General features: G+C 63.4%; 30 protein-coding genes. 15 read left to right on the forward strand and 15 right to left on the reverse strand.

Annotated features, from left to right (window positions below):
* The coding region (locus BMY84_RS16180; protein ID WP_143066723.1) for a hypothetical protein at nt 1–94 on the reverse strand (94 nt) is incomplete at its 3' end.
* A 164-nt stretch (nt 95–258) separates the two neighbouring features.
* Between BMY84_RS16180 and wecB the strand changes: the two genes are divergently transcribed.
* The 5 genes from wecB to BMY84_RS16205 all read left to right on the forward strand — a co-directional run bounded on the left by wecB (nt 259) and on the right by BMY84_RS16205 (nt 6,138).
* Complete coding sequence (gene wecB / locus BMY84_RS16185) at nt 259–1,371, forward strand: non-hydrolyzing UDP-N-acetylglucosamine 2-epimerase (RefSeq protein WP_093085423.1); 1,113 nt, start codon at nt 259–261, stop codon at nt 1,369–1,371.
* A gap of 185 nt (nt 1,372–1,556) precedes the next feature.
* Nucleotides 1,557–1,793: a hypothetical protein gene (locus tag BMY84_RS16190; RefSeq protein WP_093012514.1), complete on the forward strand. Its 237-nt coding sequence runs from the start codon at nt 1,557–1,559 to the stop codon at nt 1,791–1,793.
* Nucleotides 1,794–1,897: 104 nt separating this feature from the next.
* Nucleotides 1,898–3,196, forward strand: coding sequence for a UDP-N-acetyl-D-mannosamine dehydrogenase (wecC, locus tag BMY84_RS16195; protein ID WP_093085238.1), 1,299 nt, complete (start codon nt 1,898–1,900; stop codon nt 3,194–3,196).
* Nucleotides 3,197–3,298: 102 nt separating this feature from the next.
* On the forward strand, nt 3,299–4,003 hold the full coding sequence (locus BMY84_RS16200) for a polysaccharide biosynthesis/export family protein (protein ID WP_093085240.1): 705 nt from the start codon (nt 3,299–3,301) through the stop codon (nt 4,001–4,003).
* 29 nt (nt 4,004–4,032) lie between these two features.
* Nucleotides 4,033–6,138: a GumC family protein gene (locus tag BMY84_RS16205; RefSeq protein WP_093085425.1), complete on the forward strand. Its 2,106-nt coding sequence runs from the start codon at nt 4,033–4,035 to the stop codon at nt 6,136–6,138.
* Between the two features lie 277 nt (nt 6,139–6,415).
* Here the strand turns inward: BMY84_RS16205 and purQ are convergent, their stop codons facing one another.
* Nucleotides 6,416–7,090, reverse strand: a complete 675-nt coding sequence (gene purQ, locus BMY84_RS16210) for a phosphoribosylformylglycinamidine synthase subunit PurQ (RefSeq protein ID WP_093085241.1) — start codon at nt 7,088–7,090, stop codon at nt 6,416–6,418.
* A gap of 1 nt (nt 7,091) precedes the next feature.
* Nucleotides 7,092–7,325: a phosphoribosylformylglycinamidine synthase subunit PurS gene (gene purS / locus BMY84_RS16215; RefSeq protein ID WP_093012502.1), complete on the reverse strand. Its 234-nt coding sequence runs from the start codon at nt 7,323–7,325 to the stop codon at nt 7,092–7,094.
* Between the two features lie 857 nt (nt 7,326–8,182).
* On the opposite strand from purS, the gene BMY84_RS29220 reads away from it, so the two are divergent.
* The 3 genes from BMY84_RS29220 to BMY84_RS16230 all read left to right on the forward strand — a co-directional run bounded on the left by BMY84_RS29220 (nt 8,183) and on the right by BMY84_RS16230 (nt 9,824).
* Nucleotides 8,183–8,554, forward strand: a complete 372-nt coding sequence (locus BMY84_RS29220; protein WP_143075073.1) for a hypothetical protein — start codon at nt 8,183–8,185, stop codon at nt 8,552–8,554.
* A gap of 122 nt (nt 8,555–8,676) precedes the next feature.
* A complete protein-coding gene (locus BMY84_RS16225; RefSeq protein ID WP_218146973.1) occupies nt 8,677–9,003 on the forward strand; it encodes an immunity protein Imm33 domain-containing protein in 327 nt (108 codons plus the stop codon).
* Between the two features lie 68 nt (nt 9,004–9,071).
* The gene (locus BMY84_RS16230) at nt 9,072–9,824 is read left to right on the forward strand and encodes a sulfite exporter TauE/SafE family protein (RefSeq protein ID WP_093085246.1); all 753 of its coding nucleotides are present in this window, start codon (nt 9,072–9,074) and stop codon (nt 9,822–9,824) included.
* 136 nt (nt 9,825–9,960) lie between these two features.
* On the opposite strand, the gene purC is transcribed toward BMY84_RS16230, so the two are convergent.
* The 7 genes from purC to BMY84_RS29795 form a co-directional block, all read right to left on the reverse strand.
* A complete protein-coding gene (gene purC / locus BMY84_RS16235; RefSeq protein ID WP_093012493.1) occupies nt 9,961–10,743 on the reverse strand; it encodes a phosphoribosylaminoimidazolesuccinocarboxamide synthase in 783 nt (260 codons plus the stop codon).
* Nucleotides 10,744–11,009: 266 nt separating this feature from the next.
* A complete protein-coding gene (locus BMY84_RS30465) occupies nt 11,010–11,144 on the reverse strand; it encodes a hypothetical protein (protein WP_256215285.1) in 135 nt (44 codons plus the stop codon).
* Between the two features lie 31 nt (nt 11,145–11,175).
* Entirely contained in the window at nt 11,176–11,580 is a 405-nt protein-coding gene (locus tag BMY84_RS16245) for a polyketide cyclase (protein WP_093085249.1), read from the reverse strand.
* 11 nt (nt 11,581–11,591) lie between these two features.
* The gene (gene otsA / locus BMY84_RS16250) at nt 11,592–12,989 is read right to left on the reverse strand and encodes an alpha,alpha-trehalose-phosphate synthase (UDP-forming) (protein ID WP_093085429.1); all 1,398 of its coding nucleotides are present in this window, start codon (nt 12,987–12,989) and stop codon (nt 11,592–11,594) included.
* A complete protein-coding gene (locus tag BMY84_RS16255; protein ID WP_256215297.1) occupies nt 12,986–14,755 on the reverse strand; it encodes a glycoside hydrolase family 15 protein in 1,770 nt (589 codons plus the stop codon). The genes otsA and BMY84_RS16255 overlap by 4 nt, the downstream gene beginning before the upstream one ends.
* A gap of 103 nt (nt 14,756–14,858) precedes the next feature.
* Entirely contained in the window at nt 14,859–15,614 is a 756-nt protein-coding gene (gene otsB / locus BMY84_RS16260; protein WP_093085250.1) for a trehalose-phosphatase, read from the reverse strand.
* Nucleotides 15,615–15,677: 63 nt separating this feature from the next.
* Entirely contained in the window at nt 15,678–15,848 is a 171-nt protein-coding gene (locus BMY84_RS29795) for a hypothetical protein (protein ID WP_177204049.1), read from the reverse strand.
* A 132-nt stretch (nt 15,849–15,980) separates the two neighbouring features.
* On the opposite strand from BMY84_RS29795, the gene BMY84_RS16265 reads away from it, so the two are divergent.
* From BMY84_RS16265 to BMY84_RS16285, 5 genes are all read left to right on the forward strand, one after another.
* The gene (locus tag BMY84_RS16265; RefSeq protein WP_177204050.1) at nt 15,981–16,901 is read left to right on the forward strand and encodes a LysR substrate-binding domain-containing protein; all 921 of its coding nucleotides are present in this window, start codon (nt 15,981–15,983) and stop codon (nt 16,899–16,901) included.
* Between the two features lie 46 nt (nt 16,902–16,947).
* On the forward strand, nt 16,948–17,190 hold the full coding sequence (locus BMY84_RS16270) for a type II toxin-antitoxin system CcdA family antitoxin (protein WP_093085433.1): 243 nt from the start codon (nt 16,948–16,950) through the stop codon (nt 17,188–17,190).
* Nucleotides 17,190–17,486: a CcdB family protein gene (locus BMY84_RS16275; protein WP_093085252.1), complete on the forward strand. Its 297-nt coding sequence runs from the start codon at nt 17,190–17,192 to the stop codon at nt 17,484–17,486. Before BMY84_RS16270 ends, BMY84_RS16275 begins: the two co-directional genes overlap by 1 nt.
* Before the next feature lie 45 nt (nt 17,487–17,531).
* Entirely contained in the window at nt 17,532–19,820 is a 2,289-nt protein-coding gene (gene parC / locus BMY84_RS16280; RefSeq protein ID WP_093085253.1) for a DNA topoisomerase IV subunit A, read from the forward strand.
* 88 nt (nt 19,821–19,908) lie between these two features.
* Nucleotides 19,909–21,663: a putative bifunctional diguanylate cyclase/phosphodiesterase gene (locus tag BMY84_RS16285; protein WP_093085255.1), complete on the forward strand. Its 1,755-nt coding sequence runs from the start codon at nt 19,909–19,911 to the stop codon at nt 21,661–21,663.
* Here BMY84_RS16285 and BMY84_RS16290 read toward each other — a convergent pair.
* Genes BMY84_RS16290 through BMY84_RS16305 form a run of 4 tightly spaced genes read right to left on the reverse strand, consistent with a single transcriptional unit; the run spans nt 21,627 to nt 24,553 of the window.
* Nucleotides 21,627–22,838, reverse strand: a complete 1,212-nt coding sequence (locus BMY84_RS16290; protein WP_093085256.1) for a CCA tRNA nucleotidyltransferase — start codon at nt 22,836–22,838, stop codon at nt 21,627–21,629. The genes BMY84_RS16285 and BMY84_RS16290 overlap by 37 nt on opposite strands.
* Nucleotides 22,819–23,427 (reverse strand): CoA pyrophosphatase, encoded by a 609-nt coding sequence (locus BMY84_RS16295; protein ID WP_093085258.1) that lies wholly within the window; start codon nt 23,425–23,427, stop codon nt 22,819–22,821. Before BMY84_RS16295 ends, BMY84_RS16290 begins: the two co-directional genes overlap by 20 nt.
* The gene (locus BMY84_RS16300) at nt 23,424–23,990 is read right to left on the reverse strand and encodes a DUF1285 domain-containing protein (protein ID WP_093085259.1); all 567 of its coding nucleotides are present in this window, start codon (nt 23,988–23,990) and stop codon (nt 23,424–23,426) included. The genes BMY84_RS16295 and BMY84_RS16300 overlap by 4 nt, the downstream gene beginning before the upstream one ends.
* Before the next feature lie 44 nt (nt 23,991–24,034).
* Nucleotides 24,035–24,553, reverse strand: coding sequence for a GNAT family N-acetyltransferase (locus tag BMY84_RS16305; protein ID WP_093085261.1), 519 nt, complete (start codon nt 24,551–24,553; stop codon nt 24,035–24,037).
* A gap of 129 nt (nt 24,554–24,682) precedes the next feature.
* Here BMY84_RS16305 and BMY84_RS16310 point away from each other — a divergent pair, with 129 nt between their 5' ends.
* The gene (locus BMY84_RS16310) at nt 24,683–25,066 is read left to right on the forward strand and encodes a dihydroneopterin aldolase (protein ID WP_093085262.1); all 384 of its coding nucleotides are present in this window, start codon (nt 24,683–24,685) and stop codon (nt 25,064–25,066) included.
* A gap of 88 nt (nt 25,067–25,154) precedes the next feature.
* Here the strand turns inward: BMY84_RS16310 and BMY84_RS16315 are convergent, their stop codons facing one another.
* Nucleotides 25,155–26,102, reverse strand: a complete 948-nt coding sequence (locus tag BMY84_RS16315; protein WP_093085264.1) for an isopenicillin N synthase family dioxygenase — start codon at nt 26,100–26,102, stop codon at nt 25,155–25,157.
* Nucleotides 26,103–26,204: 102 nt separating this feature from the next.
* Here BMY84_RS16315 and BMY84_RS16320 point away from each other — a divergent pair, with 102 nt between their 5' ends.
* Nucleotides 26,205–26,612 carry an EVE domain-containing protein gene (locus BMY84_RS16320; RefSeq protein WP_093012674.1) on the forward strand — a complete coding sequence of 136 codons (408 nt, stop codon included), beginning with the start codon at nt 26,205–26,207 and terminating at the stop codon, nt 26,610–26,612.
* The last annotated feature ends 60 nt before the right edge of the window (nt 26,613–26,672 follow it).

The raw sequence follows: 26,672 nt of genomic DNA on the forward strand, positions 1-26,672 counted from the left end.
CCTTGTCTACGCACACCACGTCATGGCCAAAGTCCGCAAAACAGGCCCCGGACACAAGTCCAACATAACCCGTGCCGATCATCGTGATTTTCATGAATCTGCCCCAGCCCCATAAGAAGAAACGACTATGTCATGGCTCTAGCATAGTCGCGGGCCATTACAATTCGCTGCAATGCAGCGACGAAATTTGAAGATCGTTTAACGACTGGTTACCATTTTCTGCCAAGTCGGGTGCCAGCGACGAAAGGGATGGTCACGGTGAAAGTAGCGTTGGTGTTCGGGACCCGTCCCGAAGCGATCAAGATGTTCCCCGTGGTCCATGCGCTGCGCGCGCGGCCCGGCGTGGAAACGCGCGTCATCGTGACCGCGCAGCATCGCGGACTGCTGGATCAGGTGCTGGAGATTGCGGGGATTGTGCCCGACATCGATCTGGACGTCATGGTGCCCAACCAGACGCTGGATGGACTGACGGCAAAACTGATCGTGGAACTGGGCAAGGCGTTCGACGCGGAAAAGCCCGATCGCATCGTCGTCCATGGCGATACGCTGACGACGATGGTTGCAAGCCTCGCCGCCTATTATCGCAAGATTCCCGTCGCCCATGTCGAAGCCGGGCTGCGCAGCGGCGACATTCATCATCCCTGGCCGGAGGAAGTGAATCGCCGCGTCGTCGCCTGTATCGCCGACATGAATTTCGCCCCGACGCAGGCGGCGGCCGATGCGCTGCTGCGGGAAAATCGCGATCCCGCCGGCATCCATATCACCGGCAACACCGTGATCGACGCACTGCTTGCCACGCGCGACCGGGTGGTCGCAGACCCATCGCTCGCCAGCGGGCTGGATGATCTCGCCGCGCGTTTTGCGGGCAAGCGGATCGTCGCCGTCACCAGCCATCGGCGCGAGAATTTCGGCGGCGGCATGGAGGCGATCGCCCGCTCCATCGCCGATATCGCCGCCCGGCCCGATGTGGCGGTGATCTTCCCGGTCCATCCCAATCCCAATGTCCGCCCGGTCATGGATGCGGTGCTGGGCGGTCTGCCCAATGTCGCGATGATCGAACCGCTCGACTATCCGCATTTCGTGCGCCTGCTCGACCTGTGCCACCTTGTCCTGACCGACAGCGGCGGCGTTCAGGAAGAGGCGCCCTCGCTCGGCAAGCCGGTGCTGGTGATGCGGGAAACGACCGAGCGTCCCGAGGGGGTGGAGGCCGGCACGGCGAAGCTGGTCGGCACCGATCGCGCGCTGATCGTGCGCGAAGTGCTGGCGCTGCTGGACGATCAGGATGCCTATGACGCCATGGCCCGCGCGCATAATCCCTTTGGCGACGGGGGCGCGGCGGAGCGGATCGCGGCAGTGATCGCGGCCGGCTGACCAATCGGGCGAGAAAGGGCGCGACGCAGGGCGGAGGGGCTGCTATCAGGCCGCATCGCCGCGATCCTGCCTGCAAGCACGCGCCCCGACAGAGAGACAATCGCGCTCCCGCTTGCTACGCAAGGAGCGTCTTTCATGTCTTATTTTTCCCCGCTGCGCCCGTCTTACATGACTGAAACCGGCGCATGAGCCGCGCGATCAACGTCACGACCTCGGTCGAGGACGTCACCACGCTGTGCGCCCGCCACGCGATAGCCATCTCCACGATCGAGGCGCTGCCCGCCGGGGGGACGCGCGTCGTGCTGCTCAACCCGCTCGGTGCCGACCGCATCCGCGAACTGCTGAAAACCAAGATCATCACGACGCCGGTGACGCGCTCTTCCGCCCATATCGCCCGCCAGCCAAGCCCCCGCTATCGGTAGGCAAATGGGCATTTTTGCCCGTTCCCTCTTCACTATTACCGAAATCTTCAGCATTTCGGGGCAGAACAACGGCCAAATTCACCGCTGAAGGACTGTCCCGACCCATGCCCGTCGACGCCAAGCAGAAGGTTTCCGTCATCGGCCTCGGCTATATCGGCCTGCCGACCGCCGCCCTGATCGCGCGTGGCGGCGCCAAGGTGGTGGGCGTGGACGTGTCCGCCCATGTGGTGGACACCGTCAATTCCGGCCGCGTCCATATCGAGGAAGTCGATCTCGACGGCCTGGTGCAGGGCGTGGTGTCGCGCGGCAATCTGCGCGCCTCGCTGGACGTCGAGGAAAGCGATGTCTTCATCATCGCCGTGCCGACTCCGGTGGCGGAAGATCGCGCGCCGGATATCAGCTATGTGCTGAAGGCCGCGAAGACCGTCGCTCCCGTGCTGAAGGCCGGCGACACGGTGATCCTGGAATCCACCTCGCCCGTCGGCACGACCGAAGCGATGCGCGACGTCATGGCGGAATTGCGCCCCGACCTCAAAATGCCGGGCAAGGGCGTGCAGGGGGATATCGCCATCGCCTATTGCCCGGAGCGGGTTCTGCCCGGTCGCATCCTTGTCGAACTGATCGACAATGATCGCTGCATCGGCGGCATCACCCCGCGTTGCGCGCGCAAGGCGCTGGGCTTCTATCGCCAGTTCGTGCGCGGCGCCTGCATCACCACCACCGCTCGCGCAGCCGAGATGGTGAAGCTGGTCGAAAACAGCTTCCGGGACGTCAATATCGCCTTCGCCAATGAACTCTCGGTCATTGCCGAGAATATGGATATCGACGTGTGGGAGGTGATCCGCCTCGCCAATCGCCATCCGCGCGTCAACATCCTCTCGCCCGGTCCCGGCGTGGGCGGCCATTGCATCGCGGTCGATCCCTGGTTCATCGTCCATGGCGACCCGGAAAATGCCCGCATCATCCGCACCGCGCGCGAAGTGAATGACGGCAAGACCGACTATGTCGTCGCCAAGGCGTCCGATATGATCGACGAGTTCGGTGGCGAAGACGTCGCTTGCCTCGGCCTCGCCTTCAAGGCGAATATCGACGATTTCCGCGAAAGCCCGGCGGTGAAGGTCGCCGCCCGCCTCGCCCGCCGCTATGGTCGGCGGATCAAGCTGGTCGAACCCTATGCGCAGGAATTGCCGATGGAGTTCGCCGGGACGGGCGCGGAATTGATCGATCTCGATACGGCTCTGGAACAATGCGGCCTGTTCGTCATTCTTGTGGATCATGACATGTTCAAATCTGTCCCCGTCGACGAACGCGCCGGCAAGGCCGTCTATGACACGCGGGGAATCTGGCCCGATCAGCCGCGCCGCGTTGCGCAACCCACGCCCGCCGGCCGCGTCGCTGTGTAACATTGCCGGGACGGGCTCGGTCCGTCCCGCCCGCGGTTGCCATCCTCCTGTCACGCCGCTAACCCCCGGCCTCATACGGGCCAGAACGGGGTTACAGGGCGGATGAAGCATCGAAACAGCATCAGCCGATCCATTGCCGTCGCGGCGGCCTGTACTGCGCTCGCCGGTTGCACCACGGTCGAGGATGCCCCGCGCGGCGAAGCGGCCTATGTCGCCATCCCGCCTGCGCCTGCCGTCGGCATGGACTATCGCATCAGTCCCGACGATGTGCTGCGCGTTCAGGTCTATCATGAACCCGATCTGTCGCTGGAAGATGCGCAGGTCACCGCGGCGGGCATGATGCGCATGCCGCTGGTCGGCGACATATCGGTCGCGGGCCTGACTGCGAGTGAGGCGGCCGACGTCGTCGCCGGGCGGCTGGAGCGTTATCTGGTGTCGCCGCAAGTGACGCTGTTCGTGAAGAAGGCGATGGGTCGCCGTATCACGCTGGACGGGGAAGTGCGGGAACCCGGCCTCTACCCGGTCGACGGACGCCTGACCCTGTTGCAGGCGGTGGCGCTGGCCAAGGGGCCGACCCGCCTCGCTGGCCTCAGCCAGATCGTGGTCGTGCGCCAGATGGACGGCCAGCGTCAGGCGGCGATGTTCGACCTGGGTGCCATCCGCAAGGGCAAGGCGCCCGACCCTGAAATTCTGCCCGGCGATCAGGTGATCGTCGGCCTGTCGCGCGCCAAGGCGATCCTGGGCGGCGCGCTGATCGCGATACCGGCCGTCGCGGCGGGCTTCATCGCGCTGGACGGAGATCATTGATGGCCGCGACCCTGATAGATCCGACCGACATGCCCGAAGGCGAGGGCGCTGGCGCCCGGCTGGCACGGACGATCCGCGCCTATTGGGCGGTGCTGCGTCGTCACCGTGTCATTCTGTTCGTCACGATGGCGCTCTGCCTGTTGGCGGCCCTGCTCTATATCCTGCTGTCGACACCCGATTATCGCGCGACGGCTTCGGTCGAGGTGGAGGATCTGCCCGCCGGTGCGGCGGGGACCGGTACGCCCCGGCCCACCAGTGACGACACCGAAACAGTGATGCAGACCGAACTGGAAGTGCTGCGCAGCCGGGCCTTGGCCGAAGAGGTCGCGCGCAGTCTGGCGTTGGTCGGCACCCCCACCTTCTTCGATGGCATGGGCGTCAGCCGCCCCAGGGAGGGGACGGTCGGCCTCAGCCAGCGGCAGGTGGAGCAGGAGCGGGTCGTTACCCTGTTGCGGCAGAATCTGGAAGTCGAACTGCCCGGCAAGTCTCGCGTTATGCGGATCAGTTTCGTCAGTGCCGATCCGACATTGTCCGCGCGGATTGCCAATGCCTATGCCGACAGTCTGATCCGGTCGGACCTGAAGCGCGGCTTTGAATCGGGCGTGCAGGCGCGCCGCTTCCTGCTGGGCGAACTGGATGGTGCCCGCACCGACCTGTCGCGGGCCGAACGCGAACTGGCCGTCTATGCCGCGCGCAGCGGTGGCGCCCCGGTGGAGCCGGATCAGAGTGCGCAGGGCGATGCGGCAAGGGCCAAGCCCGCCGAACCCAAATTCGCCCCGTCCGAAGGATCGATCGAAAGCCGATTGGCGCAGCTTAACGGTTTCCGGGCGCAGGCGGTATCCGACCGGATCGCCGCCCAGAAGCGCTGGGAAAGTGCCCGCCGCGCCAGCGCGGAAACATTGCCCGAAGTGCTGAATAACGGTGCGATGCAGCAATTGATGACGGAACGGGCGCAGGCCCGCGCTGCACTGGTCGAGGAACGGCAGTTCCGCAAGGATGCGCATCCCGAAATGCGCGAAGCCCGCGCGCGCCTTGCCGCGCTGGACGATCAGGCCGACGAGATGGCGAACCGCATCCGCGCTTCGCTCAAGGAACAATATGACGTCGCCGTCCATGGCGAAAAGCAGATCGGATCGGAAATCGCCGCGCTGGAGCGCGATGCGCAGGCTGCGCGTGGTCGCGATGTGCAGATGGGCATCTATGAACGGTCGGTCGATACCTATCGCATGCTGCATGACAGTTTGTTGCAGCGTTATCGCGACATGGCTTCGCAGGCCGGGTTCCAGGCCGGGCGTATCCAGCCGCTCGATCGGGCGGCGGTGCCGGCGCGGCCCTTCTCGCCCAAGGTCGGGGAGACGCTGTTGCTCGCCGCGCTGGGTGGACTGGCGCTGGGTCTGCTGCTGGTTGCGGCGCGCCATATATTCGACGATGCGGTGACGTCTGCCGATACGCTGGCGGAGCGGGTCGGGCTGCCGCTGCTGGGCGCCGTGCCGGTGACGGGCGACAATCCTCAGCCGCCCGAAATCTTCACCCCGATCGCGCGCTCGCTGCTGCTGGCGTCGACCGGCGGCCTGCCGCGCTCCATCCTCGTCACCAGCGCGCAGGAGGGGGAAGGCAAGTCCCTGACCCTCAACGCGCTGGCGCTGGCGCTGGCGGGCTTGGGCAAGAAGGTGCTGGTGATCGACGGCGACATGCGCCGGCCGGTGCAGCACGCCCTGTTCCGCGTCGCGCCGGGCAAGGGCATTAGCGAAGTGTTGACCGGACAGGCTAAGCCCGCCGACGCCATCATCCCGACGGGGGTGGAGGGCATATCGCTACTCCCCTGTGGCGCGGTGCCGCCCAACCCCACGGAATTGCTGGCCACCCCGGCCCTCGATACGCTGCTGACGAGCGTGCGCGACGATTATGACACGATCCTGATCGACGCGCCGCCGATCCTGGGGCTGGGCGATGCCAGCCTGCTGGGCGCGCGGGCGCAAGCGAATTTGCTGGTGGTCGAATGGGGCCGCAATCATCATGGCGGCCTGCGCGCCTCGGTCGAGCGGCTGCGTCGGGCGGGCGGCGTCATCATCGGCGCCATCCTCACCAAGCAACAGGGCCGCGCTTTCGACTATGACTATCATCGGGGCGGGTGAGGGCCGCGGTAGCCTCACCCCGTTCCTACCCCCGTTCGTCCTGAGTAGCCCCTTCGACTGCCTGCCAAGGCAGGCGCTCAGGACAGGCATTGAGCGAAGTCGAAATGGCGTATCGAAGGATCAGCGCTGCGCTGGATGCTTCGATACGGGTCTTCGACAAGCTCAGCCCCTACTCAGCACGAACGGTGGCAGGCGAAGAGCAAGAGACGCGGCACAAAAAAAAAGAGCGCCATCCGATCCGGAGGCGCTCTTTTTTGTGCCCTGTCGGCGGAGAGGATCAGGCCCGTGCCAGCAAACCCTCGACCAGACCCTCGAACAGGCGCTTGCCGTCGGTCGCGCCATGGGCGGCCTCGATCACGCGCTCGGGGTGGGGCATCATGCCCAGCACATTTCCCGCTTCGTTGAGGATGCCGGCGATGTTGCGGGCCGATCCATTGACGCTCTCCGCATAGCGCAGGGCAACGCGGCCTTCGCCTTCCAGCCGGTCCAGCGTCGCATCGTCGGCGAAATAATTGCCGTCATGATGCGCGACCGGATAGCTGATCGCCTCGCCCGCTTCATAGCGGCTGGTGAAGGCGCTCTGGGCGTTCTCGACCGTCAGGGCGACGTCGCGGCAGACGAAATGGCCGCCGGCATTGCGCAGCAGCGCGCCGGGCAGCAGGCCGCTTTCGGTCAGCACCTGAAAGCCGTTGCAGATGCCCAGCACATAGGCGCCACGGTCGGCCGCCTTCGCCACCGCCTGCATCACCGGCGAGCGCGCGGCCATCGCGCCGGAACGCAGATAGTCGCCATAGGAAAAGCCGCCCGGCACGCCGATCAGGTCGATGTCGTCGGGCAATTCGGTGTCCCGGTGCCAGATCATGGCGGGCTTGGTTCCGGTCGCAGCCTCGAACGCCACCGCCAGGTCGCGGTCGCAATTGCTGCCCGGAAAGACGATGACGGCGCTCTTCATCTCAGGCGACCTTCTCGATGCGATAATTTTCGATCACCGTGTTGGCCAGCAGCTTGCGGCACATGGCGTCGATATCCTCGTCGCTGGTGCCGTCGGCCAGATCCAGTTCGATGAGCTTGCCGGCGCGCACATCATTGACGCCGTCAAAGCCCAGACCGCCCAGCGCATGCTGGATCGCCCGACCCTGCGGATCGAGAACACCGCCCTTGAGGGTGACGAAAATGCGGGCTTTCATGGGCGTGGACTCCTTGGAATCGACAAATGCCGCGCCTGATGCGCGGGATGATGCAGTTGCCGCACCCCCTAGGCGCGGCGGCGCGCGGAGGCAAGCCATTATGACGGTGGGGCTTGCGTCGGACGATGATTGGGCGGGAGGCGAGGTGGAGTTTGCGGCGCTGCTGGCTGGGCAGGGAAATAGGATTTGCACCGCTTAACTTCGCATATGTCCTGTGGAATGCGACATTTCGTTGCGCGGACGTGATCCTATCGGAAAGTGGGGACATCGGACGGTGGAAAGAGCCGGGCGGGAGTATGGCGGTAAAAGGGGAGGGTAGGACAGGGTGAGAGCGGAGCCGTGGTCGGAGCAGCGCCGCAGGCAGTGCATATTTTTTCACGCGGAGGCGCGGAGGCGCGGAGCCGCGGAGGATTGCGTAACCCCTCCGCGCCTCCCCGTGAACAAGAATGAAGAAGGATTTCGCGCAGAGGCGCAGAGAGCGCAGAGAAGATTGCCATCCTCACTCTGCGTTCTCTGCGCCTCTGCGCGAACATATTATGCGTGCTTGGTGCAAGGCGAGCAGAGATCGACCGGGAAAACGGGTTGTAATGATGCCCGAAAGCATCCTCCCATTTCCGTCACCCCAGCGGAAGCTGGGGGCTCAGGCGATGGCGCGATAGGTATGGACAAGCGACACCCTCCACCGTTTCGCGCCTCCGCCTGAGATGTCGTTGAGAGTCACGTGCCTCTCAACGACTTGCGCTGGCATGACGGCTGAAAGTCTGTTTTCGAACAGTTTTTGCCGGTCGTTCGGAAATTTGGATTGCCCGCAACCGGCCATTCGTCCAGCTTCACCAATTGAGACTGGGAGGCGTCGTATGGGCCAAAAGGAACGAATGGACTGCGCGAACAACGCTTGGGAAGCAGCACCTTGGGACGCCAGTGATGAGGTTGCCGACAGTCAGTTGAAAGGATTTAAGCAGAGGTCTGGATGGCCGATTTTTTGGACCTCGGTTCGAGACTCGTCCGCAGAGTTGTTTGGACTGGACAAGCAGTGGTTCATTTCTCGCGACGTTGAATATTACGCGGAATATGGCGGTGAGCAGTTAGTGCTCATGCAGCTTGCATGGCACGGCTTTCCTGATCCCCCAGAATGGCGATTGGCTTCACGAAAAGCCGGAAAAAGCGATTCGCCATGGAGCGAATGGGGCTATTTTGCTACTTTGCCCCAAGCATGGATTATCCCTTAGATCGATCCGTGGCTACGAAAGCTGCCTGTCTCACACCGACCAGTTTTCGCCGATCACGAGAGTTTTCTGGCTTCCCCATAGCGGACATGGGCAGGCCCCGCTAAATCTAGCGCATGGATGAAATGCAGCTTGAGATATGTCAGCGGTATGGCGCAAAATTCATGCCGCCCGAAGAAACATACAAGGTCGGTGTTTCCGAGAGCGCCCTGCGAGGTGAGTTGCCGCTCAATGGTCTTCGTCATCCGCCGGAAAGTGGGACGACGGGATGGTTCATCTGGTCAGGAGAATGGTCCGATGACCCGGATTTTTTTAGGCCGCTGCATGTTTACCACTTGGAGGAGCATTGTCCGGCGGCATTGCCGTTCATAGCCCTGCCTCCGGGCTGGAGATTTCTGGTCGCTGAGGGATATGAGGATGTTTGGTCCGACAACGCCCTTCTTAATATCTAAACCCTGCAGTCCGCTCCACACCCAACTCCCCCATTCCCACCCGCTCGCGCATCCCCTAAGCCGTCACCATGCACCCGGACCTTCTCTATATCCTCTGCGCGGTCATCGCGGTTGTCATCTCCGGTCTTGCCAAGGGCGGCTTTGCGGGGGTGGGGGCGCTGGCGATGCCGATCATGGCATTGGGTGTCGATCCGGTGCGCGGGGCGGCGATATTGTTGCCTATCCTCATCCTTCAGGATGTCGTCAGCGTCTGGGCGTTCCGCAAAAGCTGGGACGGGCATGTGCTGCTGGTCATGCTGCCCGGCATGGCGGTGGGCGTGGGGCTGGGCTATCTGTTCGCGGCGCAGGTGCCCGAAACCACGGTGCTGGGCGCGCTGGGCGTCATTTCCATGCTGTTCGGGCTGCAACGACTGTGGATCGAGCGGGGCGGGGCGATCGTGCTGCCGTCCAGTTCGCCCGACTGGGTGGGCTTTCTGTTCGGCATCGGCAGCGGCTTTACCAGCCAGATCGCCCATGCCGGGTCGCCGCCCTTCCAGATGTGGGTGCTGCCCCGCAAGCTGCCGCGCGACATGTTGGTGGGGACCACTGCCGTCGCCTTTGCCGCGATGAACTGGATGAAGGTGCCGGCCTATGCCGCGCTGGGGCAATTTACCCGCGCCAACCTGATGGCGACGGCGATGCTGGCGCCGGTGGCGATCGTTGCGACTTTTGCCGGGGTCGCGCTGGTCCGCCGGGTCGATGCGGCGCGTTTCTATACGCTTATCTATGTGCTGATGGTGCTGCTGGGGCTCAAGCTGCTGGTGGATGCGCTGATGGCTTGAGCCAAAGCCACCCACGTTCGTTCGCTTCGAGCGAAGTCGAGAAGCGGATAGGGCAGCGCGAGCGTTTCTCGACACGCTCGAAACGAACGGATTTCAGCGCATAAAAAAAGGCCGGCGCTGTGGCCGGCCTTCCTTGTCAGTCCTTCTCGCGCTTCTTGCGATGCGTGTCGAGGTCGAGGACGGTGGTGTCCAAGCCATCGGGCAGCAGGCCCAGGCGGCGCGCCACTTCCTGATAGGCTTCCACTTCGCCGCCCAGATCGCGGCGGAAACGGTCCTTGTCCAGCTTTTCGTTGGTGGCCATGTCCCACAGGCGGCAACCGTCCGGGCTGATTTCGTCGGCCAGGATCACACGGCTGTAATCGCCGTCATACAGGCGGCCGAATTCCAGCTTGAAGTCGATCAGGCGGATGCCGATGCCCGCGAACAGGCCGCACATGAAATCGTTGATGCGGATCGCCATGTCGGCGATGTCATGCATCTCTTCCTGTGTGGCCCAGCCGAAGCAGGCGATATGCTCTTCGGAGATCAGCGGGTCACCCAGCGCATCATCCTTGTAGCAATATTCGATCAGCGTGCGAGGCAGCTGCGTGCCTTCCTCGATGCCCAGCTTCTTGCTGAGCGATCCGGCGGCGACATTGCGCACCACGACTTCGATCGGCACGATTTCGACCTGACGAACCAGCTGTTCGCGCATGTTGAGGCGGCGGATGAAGTGGGTCGGCACGCCGATCTGGCCGAGCAGGGTGAAGATATGCTCGGAGATGCGGTTGTTGAGCACGCCCTTGCCGGAAATCGTGCCCTTTTTCTGCGCGTTGAAGGCGGTGGCGTCATCCTTGAAATATTGGATGATCGTGCCCGGTTCGGGGCCTTCATAAAGGATCTTTGCCTTGCCTTCGTAAATCTGGCGGCGACGGGCCATGCGCGTTCCTGTCTTTTTATCACAAAAACAATGCGCCCCGGCAAACGCGAATCGGAAAGGATCAGCGGGTGCCGGGGCTGTTCAACGCGGCCCATAGAGCAATATGGGCGGAGGTGCAATTCTTCCTCCCCGCTTGCGGGGAGGGGAACCGCCGCGAAGCGGTGGTAGAGGGGGTGTGCAGCGGGCGAACCTCCTCCGTCATCGCTATGCGATGCCACCTCCCCGCGAGCGGGGAGGATTGTGCGCCCTTCATCCGCTGATTACGCCTACAGCACATCCTTGAACATGAACCAGATCATCGCGCACCAGGCGACCAGGCCGATCAGGCCCAATATCACGCCGGATTTGGCGCGGATAGCGGGCCAGAGGCCGGTCGGTTCGTCTTCGTCATGGGTCTGCATCCCGCTGGCGTAGCGGGGGATGCCGTCGCGCTCAAGCCGGGTAAAGGCTTTCCAGCAGCGCCTTGAGCCTTTGCAGGTCTTTCGTCACCAGGTCCGCGTCCCGATCGAAAGCGGCATCGTCCATGTCCGGTTGGCGGAACAGGGTGAAGACGACCTGCGTCCCGTCGCCATTCGCGATCATGCGCAACGGGATATGGATGTCCGGCTTGCCGGGCAGGCGGACATGATGGTCGAGGATGCCGAAATCATTGGGCGGGGAAAAGGTGACGATCGCCCGCCCTTCCGGGGTATCGGCGATCCAGTCATCGCCTTCCCGATGGAGCGAGGCGGAGAGGCCCGCCGCCCAGCGCGGGAAATTCTCCGGCTGGCTGGCAAAGCCATAGGCCTGCGCCAGCGGCACGCGGATGGCGATATCGATCGAGCGCGCCGCTAGCATCGCGTCCGCGCTTATCCCTCGGCCTCTGCCGGGGCTGGGTCGCGCCGACTGGCCATCAGTCGACCGGTGAAGCATTGGCGCCACCAGCTGATATCCTGTTGCTCCACGCTGTCCATCATCGCCCGCCAGCGCCGCTTGCGTTCGTCCAGCGGCATGGCCAGCGCCCGGTTGATCGCATCGGACATTTCCTCCGGGCTGTAGGGGTTGATCAGCAGCGCGTCCTTCAACTGGATCGCCGCGCCGGCAAAGCGGGACAGGATGAGGACGCCGGGATCGTCCGGGTCCTGCGCCGCGACATATTCCTTGGCGACCAGGTTCATCCCGTCGCGCAGCGGCGTCACCAGCCCGATCTTGGCGCCGCGATAGATGCCCGCCAGCTTGTCGCGGGGATAGCCCTGGTTGACGTAGCGGATCGGAGTCCAGTCGACATCGCTATATTCGCCGTTGATCCGCCCGGCGAGGGAATCGAGCGTCGCGCGGATCTGCTGATAGCTTTCCACCTCCCCGCGCGATGGCGGCGCGATCTGCGTCAGCACGACCTTGCGATGTTGTTCGGGATGATCCTTGAGGAAACGGGCATAGCCGCCGAACCGCTCCTCCAGCCCCTTGCTGTAATCCAGCCGGTCGACGCCCACGATCATCGTGCGGTCCTGCAAGGAGGCGCGGACCAGCGTGCTCATCTCGTTGGCGGCGTCGCTGGTGGCGGCTTCGGCAAATTCCTGGGCATTGATGCCGATCGGGCAGGCGACCGCCTGAATGGTGCGATCGCCCACGGTCACGAAATCGCCGTCAACCGTGCCGCCCATTTCCCGCTCCACATAATGGCGGAAGGATTCCAGCCACTCCTCGGTATGGAAGCCGATGACGTCATAGGCGAACAGGGTGCTGACCAGCTTGGTATGGTGCGGCAGCGACACCAGCAGCCGGGTGGGCGGCCAGGGGATGTGCAGGAAGAAGCCCATGCGGTTTTTCAGCCCCTTGTCGCGCAGCATCTGGCCCAGCGGGATCATGTGATAATCATGGACCCAGATAATGTCTTCGGGTTCGATCAGCGGTGTGGCGGTGTCGGCGAAGCGCAGGTTGACGCGGTTATAGCCACCCTCGAAATCGCGGGCATATTCGGCCAGGTCGATGCGGAAATGGAAGAGCGGCCACAGCGTCTTGTTGGCATAGCCATTATAATATTCGTCGACATCCTGTTCTTCCAGGTCGATCGTTGCCGTCTTGACGCCATCATCCTCGGCAAAGCCGATATGGCCGGTGAAATTGTCGGTGACTTCCCCCGACCAGCCGACCCAGATGCCCCGGCTTTCGCGCAACGCCTGCGACAGTGCGACAGCAAGACCGCCCTGATTACCGGTCTTGCTGGGCCTACTGACCCGGTTGGATATGACGATAAGACGGCTCAACGCATTGCGCTCCATGGTTTGCTCAGCAAGACGGCGCAGTTGATGATGCCGACCAATGAGTAGGTCTGGGGATAGTTCCCCCACAATTCCCCGGTCGCGGGGTCGATATCTTCGGAGAGCAGCCCGGCGGCGGTGCGGCGGGACAGCATCTCCTCGAACAGGGAGCGGGCCTCTTCCGTGCGGCCGGTCCGATGCAGCGCCTCGATCAGCCAGAAGGTGCAGACGTTGAAGGCAGTGACGGGTTCGCCGAAATCGTCCGGCGCGCTGTAGCGCAGCATGTCATTGCCCCGGCGCAGATCCGCCTCCAGCGCGGCGAGCGTGCCCACGAACATCGGATCGTCGGCACTCAGGAAGCGCAGGTCCAGCAACTGGAGCAAAGATGCGTCGCGCGCATCATCCTCGAAATTGGCGGAGATGGCTTGGGTGTCTTCCCGCCAGGCGGCCTCGACGATGCGCGCCTTCATGGTTTCGGCGCGATTTTGCCAATGCGCGGCGCGCAGCGGCAGGTCCAGCGCAGCGGCTGCATGGGCAAGGCGATCGCACGCCGCCCAGCACATCACCGCGCTATAGCTGTGGACATGGGCGCGGGTGCGCAGTTCCCACAGGCCTGCGTCAGGCTGGTCATAGACGGCCCAGGCGCGTTCGCCCACCGCCTCCAGCGCTTCGAAATCGGCATGACCGGCCATGCGCAGCAATCGCTGGTCGATGAAGCCCTGAACCGAGGACAGCACGATCTGGCCATAAGCGTCATGCTGTATCTGTTCATAGGCGGCATTGCCCACGCGCACCGGCCCCATGCCGCGATAGCCCGGCAGGCTGTCCGCCTCCCATTCATGCAGCGTGGCATTGCCACGCACATCATAGAGCGGCTGGATATGTCCGCCCTTCGCCCCGTCCACGATATTGCGCAGATAGACGAGATAGGTTTCCAGCACGTCGAGCGCGCCCAGCCGGTTCAGGGCCTCGACCGTATAATAGGCGTCGCGCACCCAGCAGTAGCGATAATCCCAGTTACGGCCGCTGTCGGCATGTTCGGGGATGGAGGTGGTGAGCGCCGCGACGATCGCGCCGGTTTCCTCATGCTGGCAGAGTTTGAGCGTAATGGCGGACCGGATCACCGCCTCCTGCCATTCGGCCGGGATGGCGAGGCCCCGGACCCATAGCTGCCATTCCAGGATGGTGTCGTCCAGCATCCGCTCGATCGCCGGGCGCAGCGCGTCGGAAAAGCCTTCGTCCGGCCCCATGAAGAAATGCATGTCGGATTCCAGCCGGAACCAGCTTTCCTGCGCGATCAGGCCGATGGGCGCGTTGGTCGACACGCGCATCGCCATGTAGGACAGGACCATGCGGATATGGTTGGAGCCGTAATTGACCGGCACCTTGTCGCCATTCCAGTTGGTGGTCGGGCGCAATTTCACCCGGATGCGCGGGCTGCCTGCCACCGGGCGGACGATACGGATGAAGGCCACCGGGCGATACATGCGGCCCTGATGCTTGTGGCGCGGGCAGAAATCATAGGTTTCGATCGCATTGCCCTGCGCATCGCTCTGGCGCGTGACCAATATGGGCGTGTTGCGGATATAATGTTGTTCGACCGCGACGCAATTTTCCAGTTCTATCGCCCAGAAGCCGCGCGACTGGCTGTCGTCCCAGTCCTTATGGTCCAGCAAAGCGGAAAAGACGGGGTCGCCGTCGACGCGGGGCACGCAGGCCCACACCATACGGCCCGCGCGATCGATCAGCGCGGAAGCCTGGCAATTGCCGATAGGCCAGAGGTCGAGATTGCGCTCGTTCCCGGCATGGATGGAAGGATTTGCTGCTTGGATTGGTCCGCCCCCTTCGCTGGTCAGGATGAAGGGCACCGACAATTCAGCCGGTGATCCCCTGCCTCAGATAATGCCTGACGGCCCCAACCTGTTCCAAAGAGAATGTCGCCAATGTGGGGCGGGGCGATCCCACCAGGATTCCGGCGCCGCCCAGTTCGACCGCTACGGCAAAGCCTTCCTCATCAGTGACGTCATCGCCGATGAAGATGGGAGTGCCGCCAGCCATGGGCGCGGATTGCATCAGCGCCTTGACCGCGCTGCCCTTGTCCGCGCCGCCGGGGCGCAACTCATAGAGCATCTTGCCCTGCTGCACGGTCAGGCCATGCTGGCGCGCCAGATGCTTGGCAAGGTCAGCGGCATCCTCCTCCCACTGCGGCGCACCACGAAAATGCAGGCCGACGCTGATCGATTTGCGTTCGACCAGTATGCCGGGCTTGTCGCTGGCAAAGGCGTTGAAGGCGGTTTCGACCGCATCGATGGCGGGCAGGCGCGGCGGCGCGTCGACCGCTTCGCCGGGTCGAGCGAATTCCAGTCCATGCGTGCCCGACAGCAGGAAGTCGCCAAAGCCCAGATCGCACAAGGTTGCCACGGAGCGCCCGCTGACGATAGCGAGCCGTCCGTTCAGCCGGTCGCGCAGGTCTGTCAGGGTCGCCAGCAGATCGGCATCGACCACCACCGCATCGGGCGTGTCGGCCAGCGGCGCCAGCGTGCCGTCAAAATCCAGGAAAAGCGCAGCGCCGGTCAGCAGGTCGATCGGCGGGGCGGGCAGGGCGATGGGGGAGAGAAGGGTGTCGGTCACGCCCTTAAGAGTGGCGTCTCAGGACGAAACCGCAACCCCTCATCTCGCAATCGCAACAATTTCCTACGGTCGGCAGGCGGTGTCGCAGGTCCGATTGTCGGTCCAGGGCGATGTCCACTGGACGCGATGCAGCGCGCGAAACGCCTGCATGATCCCGGCGATCAGATGGTCGATGTCCTGATTGGTATGCTCGCGGCCGTCATTCCACAGCCGGTCGTCATATTCGTCGCGCATGATGCGGTCCTTTTCTATGAGTCGGTGGTTAGCGCGGTGCGATTGTCCGCAGGCCGGCAATTGCCGGATATGCGCGATTCCCGCCAACAAAAGGCTGGACGTCATAAATAAGGTCAGCTTATGTTTTCGGGCATGTCCAGCCTGCCGCCGCTCTCCGCCATCCGCGTGTTCGAAGCCGCCGCCCGGCTGGAGAATTTCACCGCCGCCGCGCAGGAACTGGGCATGACCCAGGCAGCGGTCAGCTATCAGGTGAAGTTGTTGGAGGAGCGGCTGGGCCTCAGCCTGTTCCAGCGGGTCGGGCGCAAGGTAGCGCTGACCGACAAGGGGCGGGAGATTGCACCGGTCCTGACCCGCGCTTTCGACCTGATGCGCGATGGCTTTGCCGCGCTGACGCAGGATCATTCGGCGGTGCTGACCATCAGTTGCACCAACAGCTTCGCCCATCTCTGGCTGGCGCCCAGGATCGGCGCTTTCCAGATGCGTCACCCGCATCTGGCGGTGCGCATTCAGGCAGAGGATGCGGTGGTCGATCTGGCGCGTGTTGGTGTCGATCTCGCCGTTCGCGGGGGCAAGGGGGAATGGCCGGGGCTTGAAGCGAAGCTGCTGACCCATAACCGGCTGGTGCCGATGTGCAGCCCCGACTGGCTCGCCCGCCATGGTCCGATCGCGGATGCGCATGCGCTCCACGCCCTGCCGCGCCTGTCGCCCGATGACATGTGGTGGCATGAATGGTTCGCTGCCATGGGGGTGGAAGCCGATCCGGCCGACGGCCCGCCGGGCATTGCGCTGGACAGTCAGGTAATGGAAGGCCGCACCGCGATTGCCGGTCAAGGGGTGGCGATCCTCAACCATTTCCTGTGGAAGGTGGAGGCGGAAGCGGGCCTGCTGGTCGAAGCCGTGCCCTCTTATGTCCGCGAAATCGCCAGCTACTGGATCGTCTACCCGCCCCACGCCCGCAACGCGCCCAAAATCAAGGCCTTTCGCGACTGGATCAGCGCCGAATTCGCCGCCGAGATCGCGGCCGATCCGGACGGGCGCTACTTGCCGCAGTGACGCCTCATGCGTATGTTCATGCGCATGATAGATGCGGGAGTCGACGATGACCAAGCATGAACGAATAGCCGCGCGCAAGGCGACGAACCTGTCGCTGGACGTCGATCTTGTGGCCGACGCCAAGGAATTGGGGATCAACCTGTCGCGCGCCTGCGAAGAAGGGTTGCGTAAAGAGATTGCAGCGGAGCGGGGCCGACGCTGGCAGGAGGAGAATGCTGTCGGCATCGCTGCCTCTAACGCCTATGTCGAAAAATATGGATTGCCGCTCGAAAAATATCGGATGTTCTGATGGCGCGCTTTTGCGTGCATCGCTTACCTGACGACGGTTATGTTCTGGATTGCCAATCCGACCTTCTGGATCATCTGACGACGCGCTTCGTGGTGCCGCTGGTTCCGATCGAGCATGTCGGCATACCGATGGCGAAACTCAATCCGATATTCGATGTGGACGGACAGCGACTGGTCATGATGACGCAATTTTCCGGTGCAGTGTCTGCGCGGTCGTTAGGTAAAGTCATTCTATCGCTTTGGGATCGGGATTATGACATTTCCAACGCGCTCGACATGCTGATGTCAGGCTATTGACCAAATCCGTTTCCGTTTCGTCCCCGCTTTGCTAAGCCGTCCCCGATGACCGATTTTCGCGACCCGTTCGACGCTATCAAGGATCACCCGTTCGACGATGCGCTCTCGCAGCGCTATCTCGTCTATGCGCTGTCGACCATTACGGCGCGGTCGCTGCCGGATCTGCGCGACGGGCTGAAGCCAGTGCATCGGCGCCTGCTCTGGGCGATGCGTTTGCTGAAGATGGAACCGGGCGGCGCAAACCCCGACATCCTTGTCGCCAATCCGGCGCGCAACACCACCAGTTACAAGAAATGCGCTCGCGTCGTCGGCGACGTCATCGGTAAATATCACCCCCATGGCGACGTATCGGTCTATGATGCGATGGTCCGCCTGGCGCAGGATTTTTCGCTGCGCACCCCGCTGGTCGACGGGCAGGGCAATTTCGGCAATATCGACGGCGATAATGCAGCGGCGATGCGCTATACCGAAGCGCGCCTGACGCAGGCGGCCGCCGACCTGATGTCCGGCCTGGACGAAGGCACCGTCGATTTCCGCCCCACCTATAATGGTGAGGATGAGGAGCCGGAGGTTTTCCCCGGCCTCTTCCCCAATCTGCTGGCCAATGGCGCCAGCGGTATCGCGGTCGGCATGGCGACCAGCATCCCGCCGCATAATGTCACTGAACTGATCGACGCGGCTGGCCTGCTGATCGAAAATCCCGATGCCGATCATGCTGCGCTGATGCAGATCGTGAAGGGGCCGGACTTCCCGACCGGCGGCGTGCTGGTGGACAGCCCGGCGATCATCGCCGAAGCCTATGCTGCCGGGCGCGGCGCCTTTCGCACGCGCGCGCGCTGGCACAAGGAGGAGGAAGGGCGCGGCAGTTGGATCGCGGTCGTCACGCAAATTCCCTATCAGGTCCAGAAATCCAAGCTGATCGAGCAGATCGCGGCGCTGATCAACGACAGGAAGCTGCCGATCCTGGCCGATGTGCGCGACGAATCCGACGCGGAAATTCGCATCGTCATCGAACCGCGCGCCCGCACGGTCGAGCCGCAGATGCTGATGGACAGCCTGTTCCGGCTGACCGATCTTGAAAATCGCTTCCCGCTGAACCTCAATGTGCTCGATTCCACCCGCACGCCGCGCGTGCTGGGGCTGAAGCCGCTGCTGGTCGAATGGCTCAAGCATCAGATCGACGTGCTGGTCCGCCGTGCCCAGCACCGGCTGGACAAGATCGCCAATCGGCTCGAACTGCTCGACGGCTATATCATCGCCTATCTCAATCTCGACCGGGTGATCGAGATCATCCGGACCGAAGATGAGCCCAAGGAAGTGATGATGGCCGAATTCGGCCTCAATGACCGTCAGGCCGAGGCGATCCTTAACATGCGGCTGCGTTCGCTGCGCCGGCTGGAGGAAATGGAACTGCGCCGCGAGCATAGCGAATTGCTCAAGGAAAAGGACGAACTGGAAAAGCTGGTCGAAAGCCCCGCCCGCCAGCGCACCCGCCTCAAGAAGGATCTGGCCGCGCTGCGCAAGCGCTATGGCCCGGAAACGGACCTTGGTCGCCGTCGATCGCTGGTGGAGGAGGCCGCACCCGCGCGGGAAATCCCGCTGGAGGCGATGATCGAGCGTGAGCCTATCACCGTGATCCTGTCCGAACGGGGCTGGATCAGGGCGATGAGCGGCCATCGCGATCTGGCCGCCGCCGATACACTCAAATTCAAGGAAGGCGATGGTCCGCAATTCGCCTTCCATGCCTATACGACCGACAAGCTGCTGATGGCGACGGCCACCGGCCGCATTTATACGCTGGCGTCGGACAAGCTGCCGGGCGGGCGTGGCTTTGGCGATCCGGTGCGGTCGCTGGTCGACATGGATAATGAAGGGGCGATCATCGCCCTGATGCCGGCGCGGATCGGCAGCGACCTGTTGCTGGCGTCGTCCGATGGGCGCGGTTTCGTGGCAGCGGTGTCGGACCTGACGGCCGAAACGCGCAAGGGCAAGCAGGTGGTGAACGTCCGCGCCGACGCGAAATTGAGCATCATCCGCCTGATCCCGGCGGAGGCGGACAGCATCGCCGTGATCGGTGAGAATCGCAAATTGCTGGTATTTTCCCTTACGGAAATGCCGAAAATGGCGCGCGGGCAGGGCGTGCAGATGCAGCGTTACAGGGACGGTGGCCTGTCCGATGCGATCGCCTTCACGCTGTCCGACGGGCTTAGCTGGACCATGGGCGGCGAGTCGGGCCGGACCCGGACGGAAAGCGACATGATGCCCTGGAAGGTGGCGCGCGGTGCGGCCGGTCGCATGCCGCCGACGGGTTTCCCGCGCGACAACCGCTTCTAAACCGGGCGTTTCTCCTTTTTGTCGGGCACCCGTCGCAAAGGCGAATAACGTTTCCTGAAAATTTACCCCTGCGCGATACAGCGGACATATGGAATCCAGTTCGGTGCGCAATTTGCCGGTCGTCCAGACCAGCGGCACCCCTTCAGAAGGGGAGGGTGTCGCGCATCCGTTGTACAGCGTCGGGATGACGCAGTGGCTGTCTGCCTTGCCGCAGGTAGCTGCCATATTTTCGTTTGAAGACAATAAGATAAAGCTGATTGAAGGTAATGTGCGGTTCAACGCGGCCTTCCAGGCAAATTTGGAAGGCGGCGCCAGCCATGCCCGTGCGGCGGGCGAATGGCGGGAGCGGGTCATCGCTTTCATCCGCTCCGACCGCGATTCGGACAGCTTCGAGATTCGCCGCGATGGCAAGCTGGGGCCGGAATATTTCATGTGCACGGTCGGCCGTCTGCCTGCGGCGGAGGATCGTCCCGAACATTTTCTGTTCACCGCGATCGACCGCACCAGCGAACGGGCGATCGAAAAGAATCTGCGCCGCGAGCTTCTGTCGGACGGACTGACCGCGCTGCCCAACCGCACCGGTTTTGGCGAAGAGATTGACGATCGGCTGGCCAATACTGTCTGGCCCGACAATGCCCAGTTCGGCATCATCGCGATCGACCTTAGCCGTTTCAGCCGAGTCAATGAATCGCTTGGCCCGATGGCCGGGGACGAATTGCTGATCACGGTCGCCAAGCGGCTGAAGTCCAGCCTGCGCCAAGGCGATGTGCTGGCCCGCATCGGCGGCAATGATTTCGCGATCTTTGCACGTCTGAACAATGGCTTGTCTGATGCTCTTCATATCGTTCAGAGGATCAAGGAGGCGCTGAGTTCGCCGATCCGCCTGAGCGACCTTCAGATCCGCGTCGATTGCGCCATCGGTTGCGCGCTGTCGATCAATCTGGACGATGATCCCGACGATATCGTGCGCAAGGCGCAGGCGGCGGTGAAGATCGCCAAGCGCAGCGGCAAGGTCGAAATCTATCGCAATGGCGTGCTCAAGGAAGCGCAGCGCCGCTTCTCGATCGAAAGCCGCCTGCGCGATGCGCTGGCGCAGGGTGGCCTCACGCTGGCCTATCAGCCGCTAATCCATCTCCAGACCGGCGAGATTACCGGTTTCGAGGCGCTGGCCCGCTGGGATGACGAAGAACTGGGGCCGGTGTCGCCGGTGGAGTTTATCGCCGTGGCGGAGGAAAGTGGCCTCATCACGCCGCTCGGCCGCTGGGCCGCCTATGAAGCGGCGCAGGCGCTGTCGCGCTGGGATGCGAAATTCGGGCAGGCGCTGCCGGTCGGCGTCAACGTCAACCTCTCCCCCATCCAGATGGCGCGGGACGATGTGGCGTCGATGTTCGAGGAAGCGCTGCGCTATTCCGGCATCGCGGGCAGCCGCCTGACCGCTGAACTGACCGAAAGCGCCATCATCGCCGATCCCGACAAGGCGCGTAAATTGCTGGTCGCGCTCAAGGATTTGCAGATGCCGATCGCGATGGACGATTTCGGCACCGGTTTTTCCAACCTGGCCAGCCTGCACAGCCTGCCGATCGATATCCTCAAGATCGACCGCAGCTTCGTGTCGAACATGCTGGAGGATCGCGACAAGGCGATCATCGTCCGCACGATCCTCTCGCTCGCCGAATCCCTGAACCTGAAGGTCACGGCCGAAGGGATCGAGACGCAGGGGTTGGCCCACGCTCTTCAGAAGATGGGCTGCTGGCAGGGGCAGGGCTATTATTTCGCCAAGGCGATGTCCGAGGCCGATGCCTTCGATTACTGGCGCGCGCGCTGGAATTTCGAAACGGTCTGATCCGCCAGTTCGCCGACGCGCGCTGCGTCTGGGAAATCCTCCGCCACCCAGAGTCGCTGCACTTCATGCAGGGCCTTCGCCACGTCCGGGCCGGGCTGAAGCCCCCGCGCGATCAGGGCACCACCGCCGATCGGCAGGCTGGGCGGTGTCCAGCCGATCACGCCCGCCAGGGCATCCAGCGGCTGGCCGACATCGATCAGCAACCGGTCGATCGCCCCTTCCACGCCGACCCGATAGGCCAGCGCGCGCGGCGTCTCCCCGTCCACGCCCGGCTCCAGTGCCGTCATCAGCCGCTTGCGCGCCTTGTTCGACAATTTGAGGCGCGCGCCGATCTGGTCCGCCAGCACCGGATCATGCGGCAGCAGCACAGCCAGACGACGCAGCGCCGATCCGCCGACACCGCTCTCCGCTTCCCGCGCCATCAGCCTCTCGACCCGGTCGACGCCTGCCATCACCACTTCCGGCAGGACCGGCACCAATATGCCGCCATCGACCATCAGCCGCAGCGCATGCACCGGCGCCGAAACGCCCAGCAATTTCAGCAATTCGTCCGCGATCCGCTCGCGCGAAAGGGCCATCAGGCTATTGGCGGCGGCAACGCAGGCGTCATAGGCGACGCTGTCCACTTCATTGTCGCCATAGCGCGCCAGAAAACGGAAATAGCGCAGGATGCGCAGATGATCCTCCGCGATCCGCGCGGTCGCATCGCCGATGAAGCGCAACTGCCGCGCCTCCAGATCGGTAAGACCGCCGAAAAAGTCGCTGATCTCGCCGGTCAGCGGATCGGCATAAAGGGCGTTGATGGTGAAGTCGCGGCGCGCCGCATCCTCCCGCCAGTCTTCGGTATAGGCGATGGTCGCGCGGCGCCCGTCGGTGCTGACGTCGCGGCGCAGCGTGGTGATCTCCACCGGGCCATCGGACAGGACGGCGGTGATCGTGCCATGATCGATGCCGGTCGGCACCGCCTTGATCCCCGCCGCCTTCAGCCGGTGCACCACATCATGCGGGTCCAGGCTGGTTGCAATGTCCAGATCATTGACCGGCAGTCCCAGCAGCGCATCGCGCACCGCGCCGCCGACATAGCGGGCCTTGCCCGCCGCCGCGTCCAGCGCGGCAAGCAGGCCATCGAGCCCAGGACGATGACGCCAGTCGGCGTCAGGCAACAAGACGGTCATGACCCAGCCTTCGGGAAAGATTGGCAAGAATGGCAGCGGTGATCCCCCAGATGCGGCGGTCCTGCCAGAAAATCTCATAATAGGCGCGCATCGCCCCGGCATATTCCACCTCGCGCCGGATGCGGTTGGCCGGGTCCAGCGCATAGGCGAGCGGCAGTTCGAACCAGCTTGCCACTTCCCCCGCCTGCGCGCGCAGCGGAAGGTCGGGTGGAATGACACCCAGCACCGGCACGATGTCGAAGCCAGTGAAGGTGCAATAGCGGTCCGATGTGCCGATCACCTGCACCGCGCTCGGGGGCAGGGCGATTTCCTCCTGCGCTTCCCGCAGCGCGCCGGCAATCTCGTCCGCATCGCCCGGATCGACCCGGCCGCCGGGAAAGGCGATCTGCCCGGCATGTTTGCGCAGCGTCGTGGCGCGCTCGGTCAGGATCAGGCCCGGTTCGGGTCGGTCGGTGATCGCCACCAGCACGGCAGCGGGCGCCAGCGCGATCTCCTCCACGATGCGCGGATCACGCACATCGGACAAAGGCAGGATTTCGCGCCGATGCCCCTCCTCCAGTGCGGCGCGCAGCCTTTCCGTCAGGTTCATGCAGCGCCGTCCAGCGGGAAGAAGGCGCCTTCGCTCCACAGGCCGACGCGCTCGCCCTCTTCCTCCAGCGCCAGGTTCATCAGCTCATAATAGACGCTGCGCGTGACCAGCGCTTCCAGCCCGCCGCGCACATGCAGATAGGGGTGGGGGCCGTCCGCCGTCTCGCGCAAACTCAGCATATGCTCCGGCCCGGCCGTGACCAGATCGCCGCTGTTCAGGCGGAAAGCCAGCGTCCGCGTTCGGCCTTCGCCTTCGGTCCTCAGTTCCACCGCGACGAAGGGCGCGTCCTCCACCGCGATGTCCAGCTTCTCGACCGGCGTCACCAGCACATGGCTGCCATCGGGTTCGCGGCGCAATATGGTGGAGAAGAGCCGCACCATCGTTTCGCGGCCGATCGGCGACCCCTGATGATACCAGGTGCCGTCGCGCGCGATCCGCATTTCGCTGTCGCCACAATGGGCGGGGTTCCATTGGTCCACTGGCGGCAGGCGCTTTTCCGCCATCAGCCGCGCAATATCGGCCAGCGACAGGGTGGACAGGTCGGGCAGGGGTTCCATCGGCATGGGGCGGAGATAGGAGCGCGCCTGCCCGAAGGCAAAGGGGTAATTCAGGCGGTGACCGCAATTCGCGGCGCGAGCATGCCCGTGCCGCCGATCGCGGAGCCATCGACCGACAGAGCCAGCAACCGGCGCTTCTCGAACGGACCGGGCGCGTCCCAGCCGCCGGTGCCTTCGTCGGTGAAGCCCCAGAAGCGGCCATAATATTCCGGATCGCCGATCATCATCAGCGGTTCGCAGCGCATCGCCCGGGCGGCGGCGACCACTGAGTCCATCAACGCGCGGCCATGGCCGCCCTTCTGATGCGCCGGTTCGACCGCGACCGGGCCGACCATGATCAGCGGCAACTGGCCGCCATCGGCCAGCGTCAGCGCCACCGGCCAGCTTTGCAGCGATCCGATCAGCGCGCCGTCGGCATCCGCCATGGCGAAGGACAGGGCCGGGAGCCAGGCCATGCCGTCGCGGATCTTGTAGGCGGTTCGGCCGTGGCGATCAGGACCGAAGGCTGCGTCGAGCAGTTGCTCGATCGCTGCGTCAGACTGACTATCCAAAGGCACAATGTGAGACACGACTTGCCGTTCCGCCTACTATGGCGCATGGGGCAGCGCCGGAAGCGGGGCTTTAGCGCCCGCCTCGCAAAATGAAAGACTAAATAGGCCCCGCCTGCCGGCAGGAGAGGGACCATATATGGCAAGGCTATGCAGACAGGATTTGACGATTTTCTGACGCTGGAGGTGAACAACCTGCACGTCGACGTGCTGACCGGCATCTATTCGGAGGAGACGCATCTCCCCCAGCCGCTGCGCATTTCCATTCGCGCGCGCCTGCGAATCGCCGATCATTATGAGCCGTCGACGCCGCTTGGCCATTCCAAAAACTATATGGACCTGAAGCATGCTGCATCGACCGCGCTGCCCGAAGGCGTGCATTTCACCCTGATCGAAGCGGTGGCCGACCATATCATCGACACCATCTTCGTTCAGGATGACAAGGTCAGCCATGTCGAGGTGAAGATCGTGAAGTTGGCACTGAGCGAGCGGGGCGAAGAAATCGGCATCACGCTGGGCCGCGGGCGGAAATAAGCGAACGGTGCTCCTGCGAAAGCAGGAGCCCGGGGGTCAAAGATGTGCCCTCCATTCTGTGCTCCTGCTTTCGCAGGAGTACGTCATCCTATCCCTTCTTGATCAGCCCGATCTCGATCAGCCGCTCGGTCAGATAGTCATGCGCGCTGATCGGCGCTTCCCGGCGCGGATTGTCCTCGCTCACGCATTGCGGCAGCGCGTCGATCATGAAGTCGGGGCGCAGATGCAGGAAGAAGGGCATGGAATAGCGCGAATGGCCGCGCCGTTCGGGCGGCGGATTGACGACGCGGTGGCTGGTCGAGGGCAGCACATGGTTGGTCAGTCGTTGCAGCATGTCGCCGACATTGATCGCCAGCGCCCCCGGCGGCGGCACGACCGGCAGCCAGTTGCCATCCCGATCCTTGAGTTCCAGCCCGCCTTCCTCGGCGCCCAATAGCAGGGTGATCAGGTTGATATCCTCATGCGCGCCGGCGCGCACGCCCGGCGCCTGCGGCGACACCGGCGGATAATGGAGCAGGCGCAGGATCGAATTGCCATTCTCGATTCCGCCGTCGAACCAGCGTTCAGGCAGGCCCAGATAGAGCGCGATGGCGGACAGCAATTCCGCGCCGACCCGGTCGAACTCGCCATAGAGTTTCGCGAAGAGCGGCTTGAATTCCGGCATTTCGGCGGGCCATACATTGGGCGGCATCGTTTCCGCCAGCGGATCGCCTTCGGGCAGGTCACGGCCGACATGCCAGAATTCCTTCAGGTCATTCTCGGTCGCGCCCTTGGCGATTTCCGTGCCGAACGCGGTATAGCCGCGCTGCCCGCCATTGAACTTCGCATTATAGTCTTCCTTCACCGCCACGGGCAGGGCGAAGAAGCGATGGGCCATGGTCCAGGCCTCATCGATCAGCGCCATGTCCATGCCATGATCCTTCACCATGGCAAAGCCGAAGCGTTGAAAGGACTGGCCAAAGGCCTCAGCGAAATCCGCCTTGGCCATGTCTGCTAAGGACAGGACGGGCACCTGTTCCAGCACCGATTGCGACACGTCTTATCTCCAAAAAATCGAAAGGGGCGCACCGCCTATATGGGGTCGCCCGCGCATGGACGCATCCTTGATCGCGGCGGGCCGCTGTTGCAAGGAGGCAAAATGAATTACTGGCTGATGAAATCGGAACCCGACGTCTTTTCCTATGACGACCTGGTCGCCAAGGGGAAGGCTGAATGGGATGGCGTGCGCAATCATGCGGCGCAGGGGCATATGCGCGCGATGCGCAAGGGCGACCTGTCGCTCTTCTATCATAGCAATATCGGGGTGGAGGCGGTCGGCATCATGACGATCGCCGAGGAAGCCGCGCCGGACAGCACGGATGACACCGGCAAGTGGATCGCGGTCCATGTCGCCCCGCATGAAAAACTGGAAAAGCCGGTGACGCTAAAGGCCATGAAGGCCGATTCGGCGCTGGCCGATATGGTCATGTTGCGCCAATCGCGCCTTTCCGTGTCGCCACTGACAAAGGCGCAGTTCGACCATATTGTCGCTATGTCAAAGGCTTAAAGAGCAGGTGCAGCCATGGTTGCATTTAGTGCAACCATCCTGCCCTATTTTGCGATTGTC

The sequence above is a fragment of the Sphingobium sp. AP50 genome, from assembly GCF_900109095.1.
GTDB lineage: Bacteria > Pseudomonadota > Alphaproteobacteria > Sphingomonadales > Sphingomonadaceae > Sphingobium.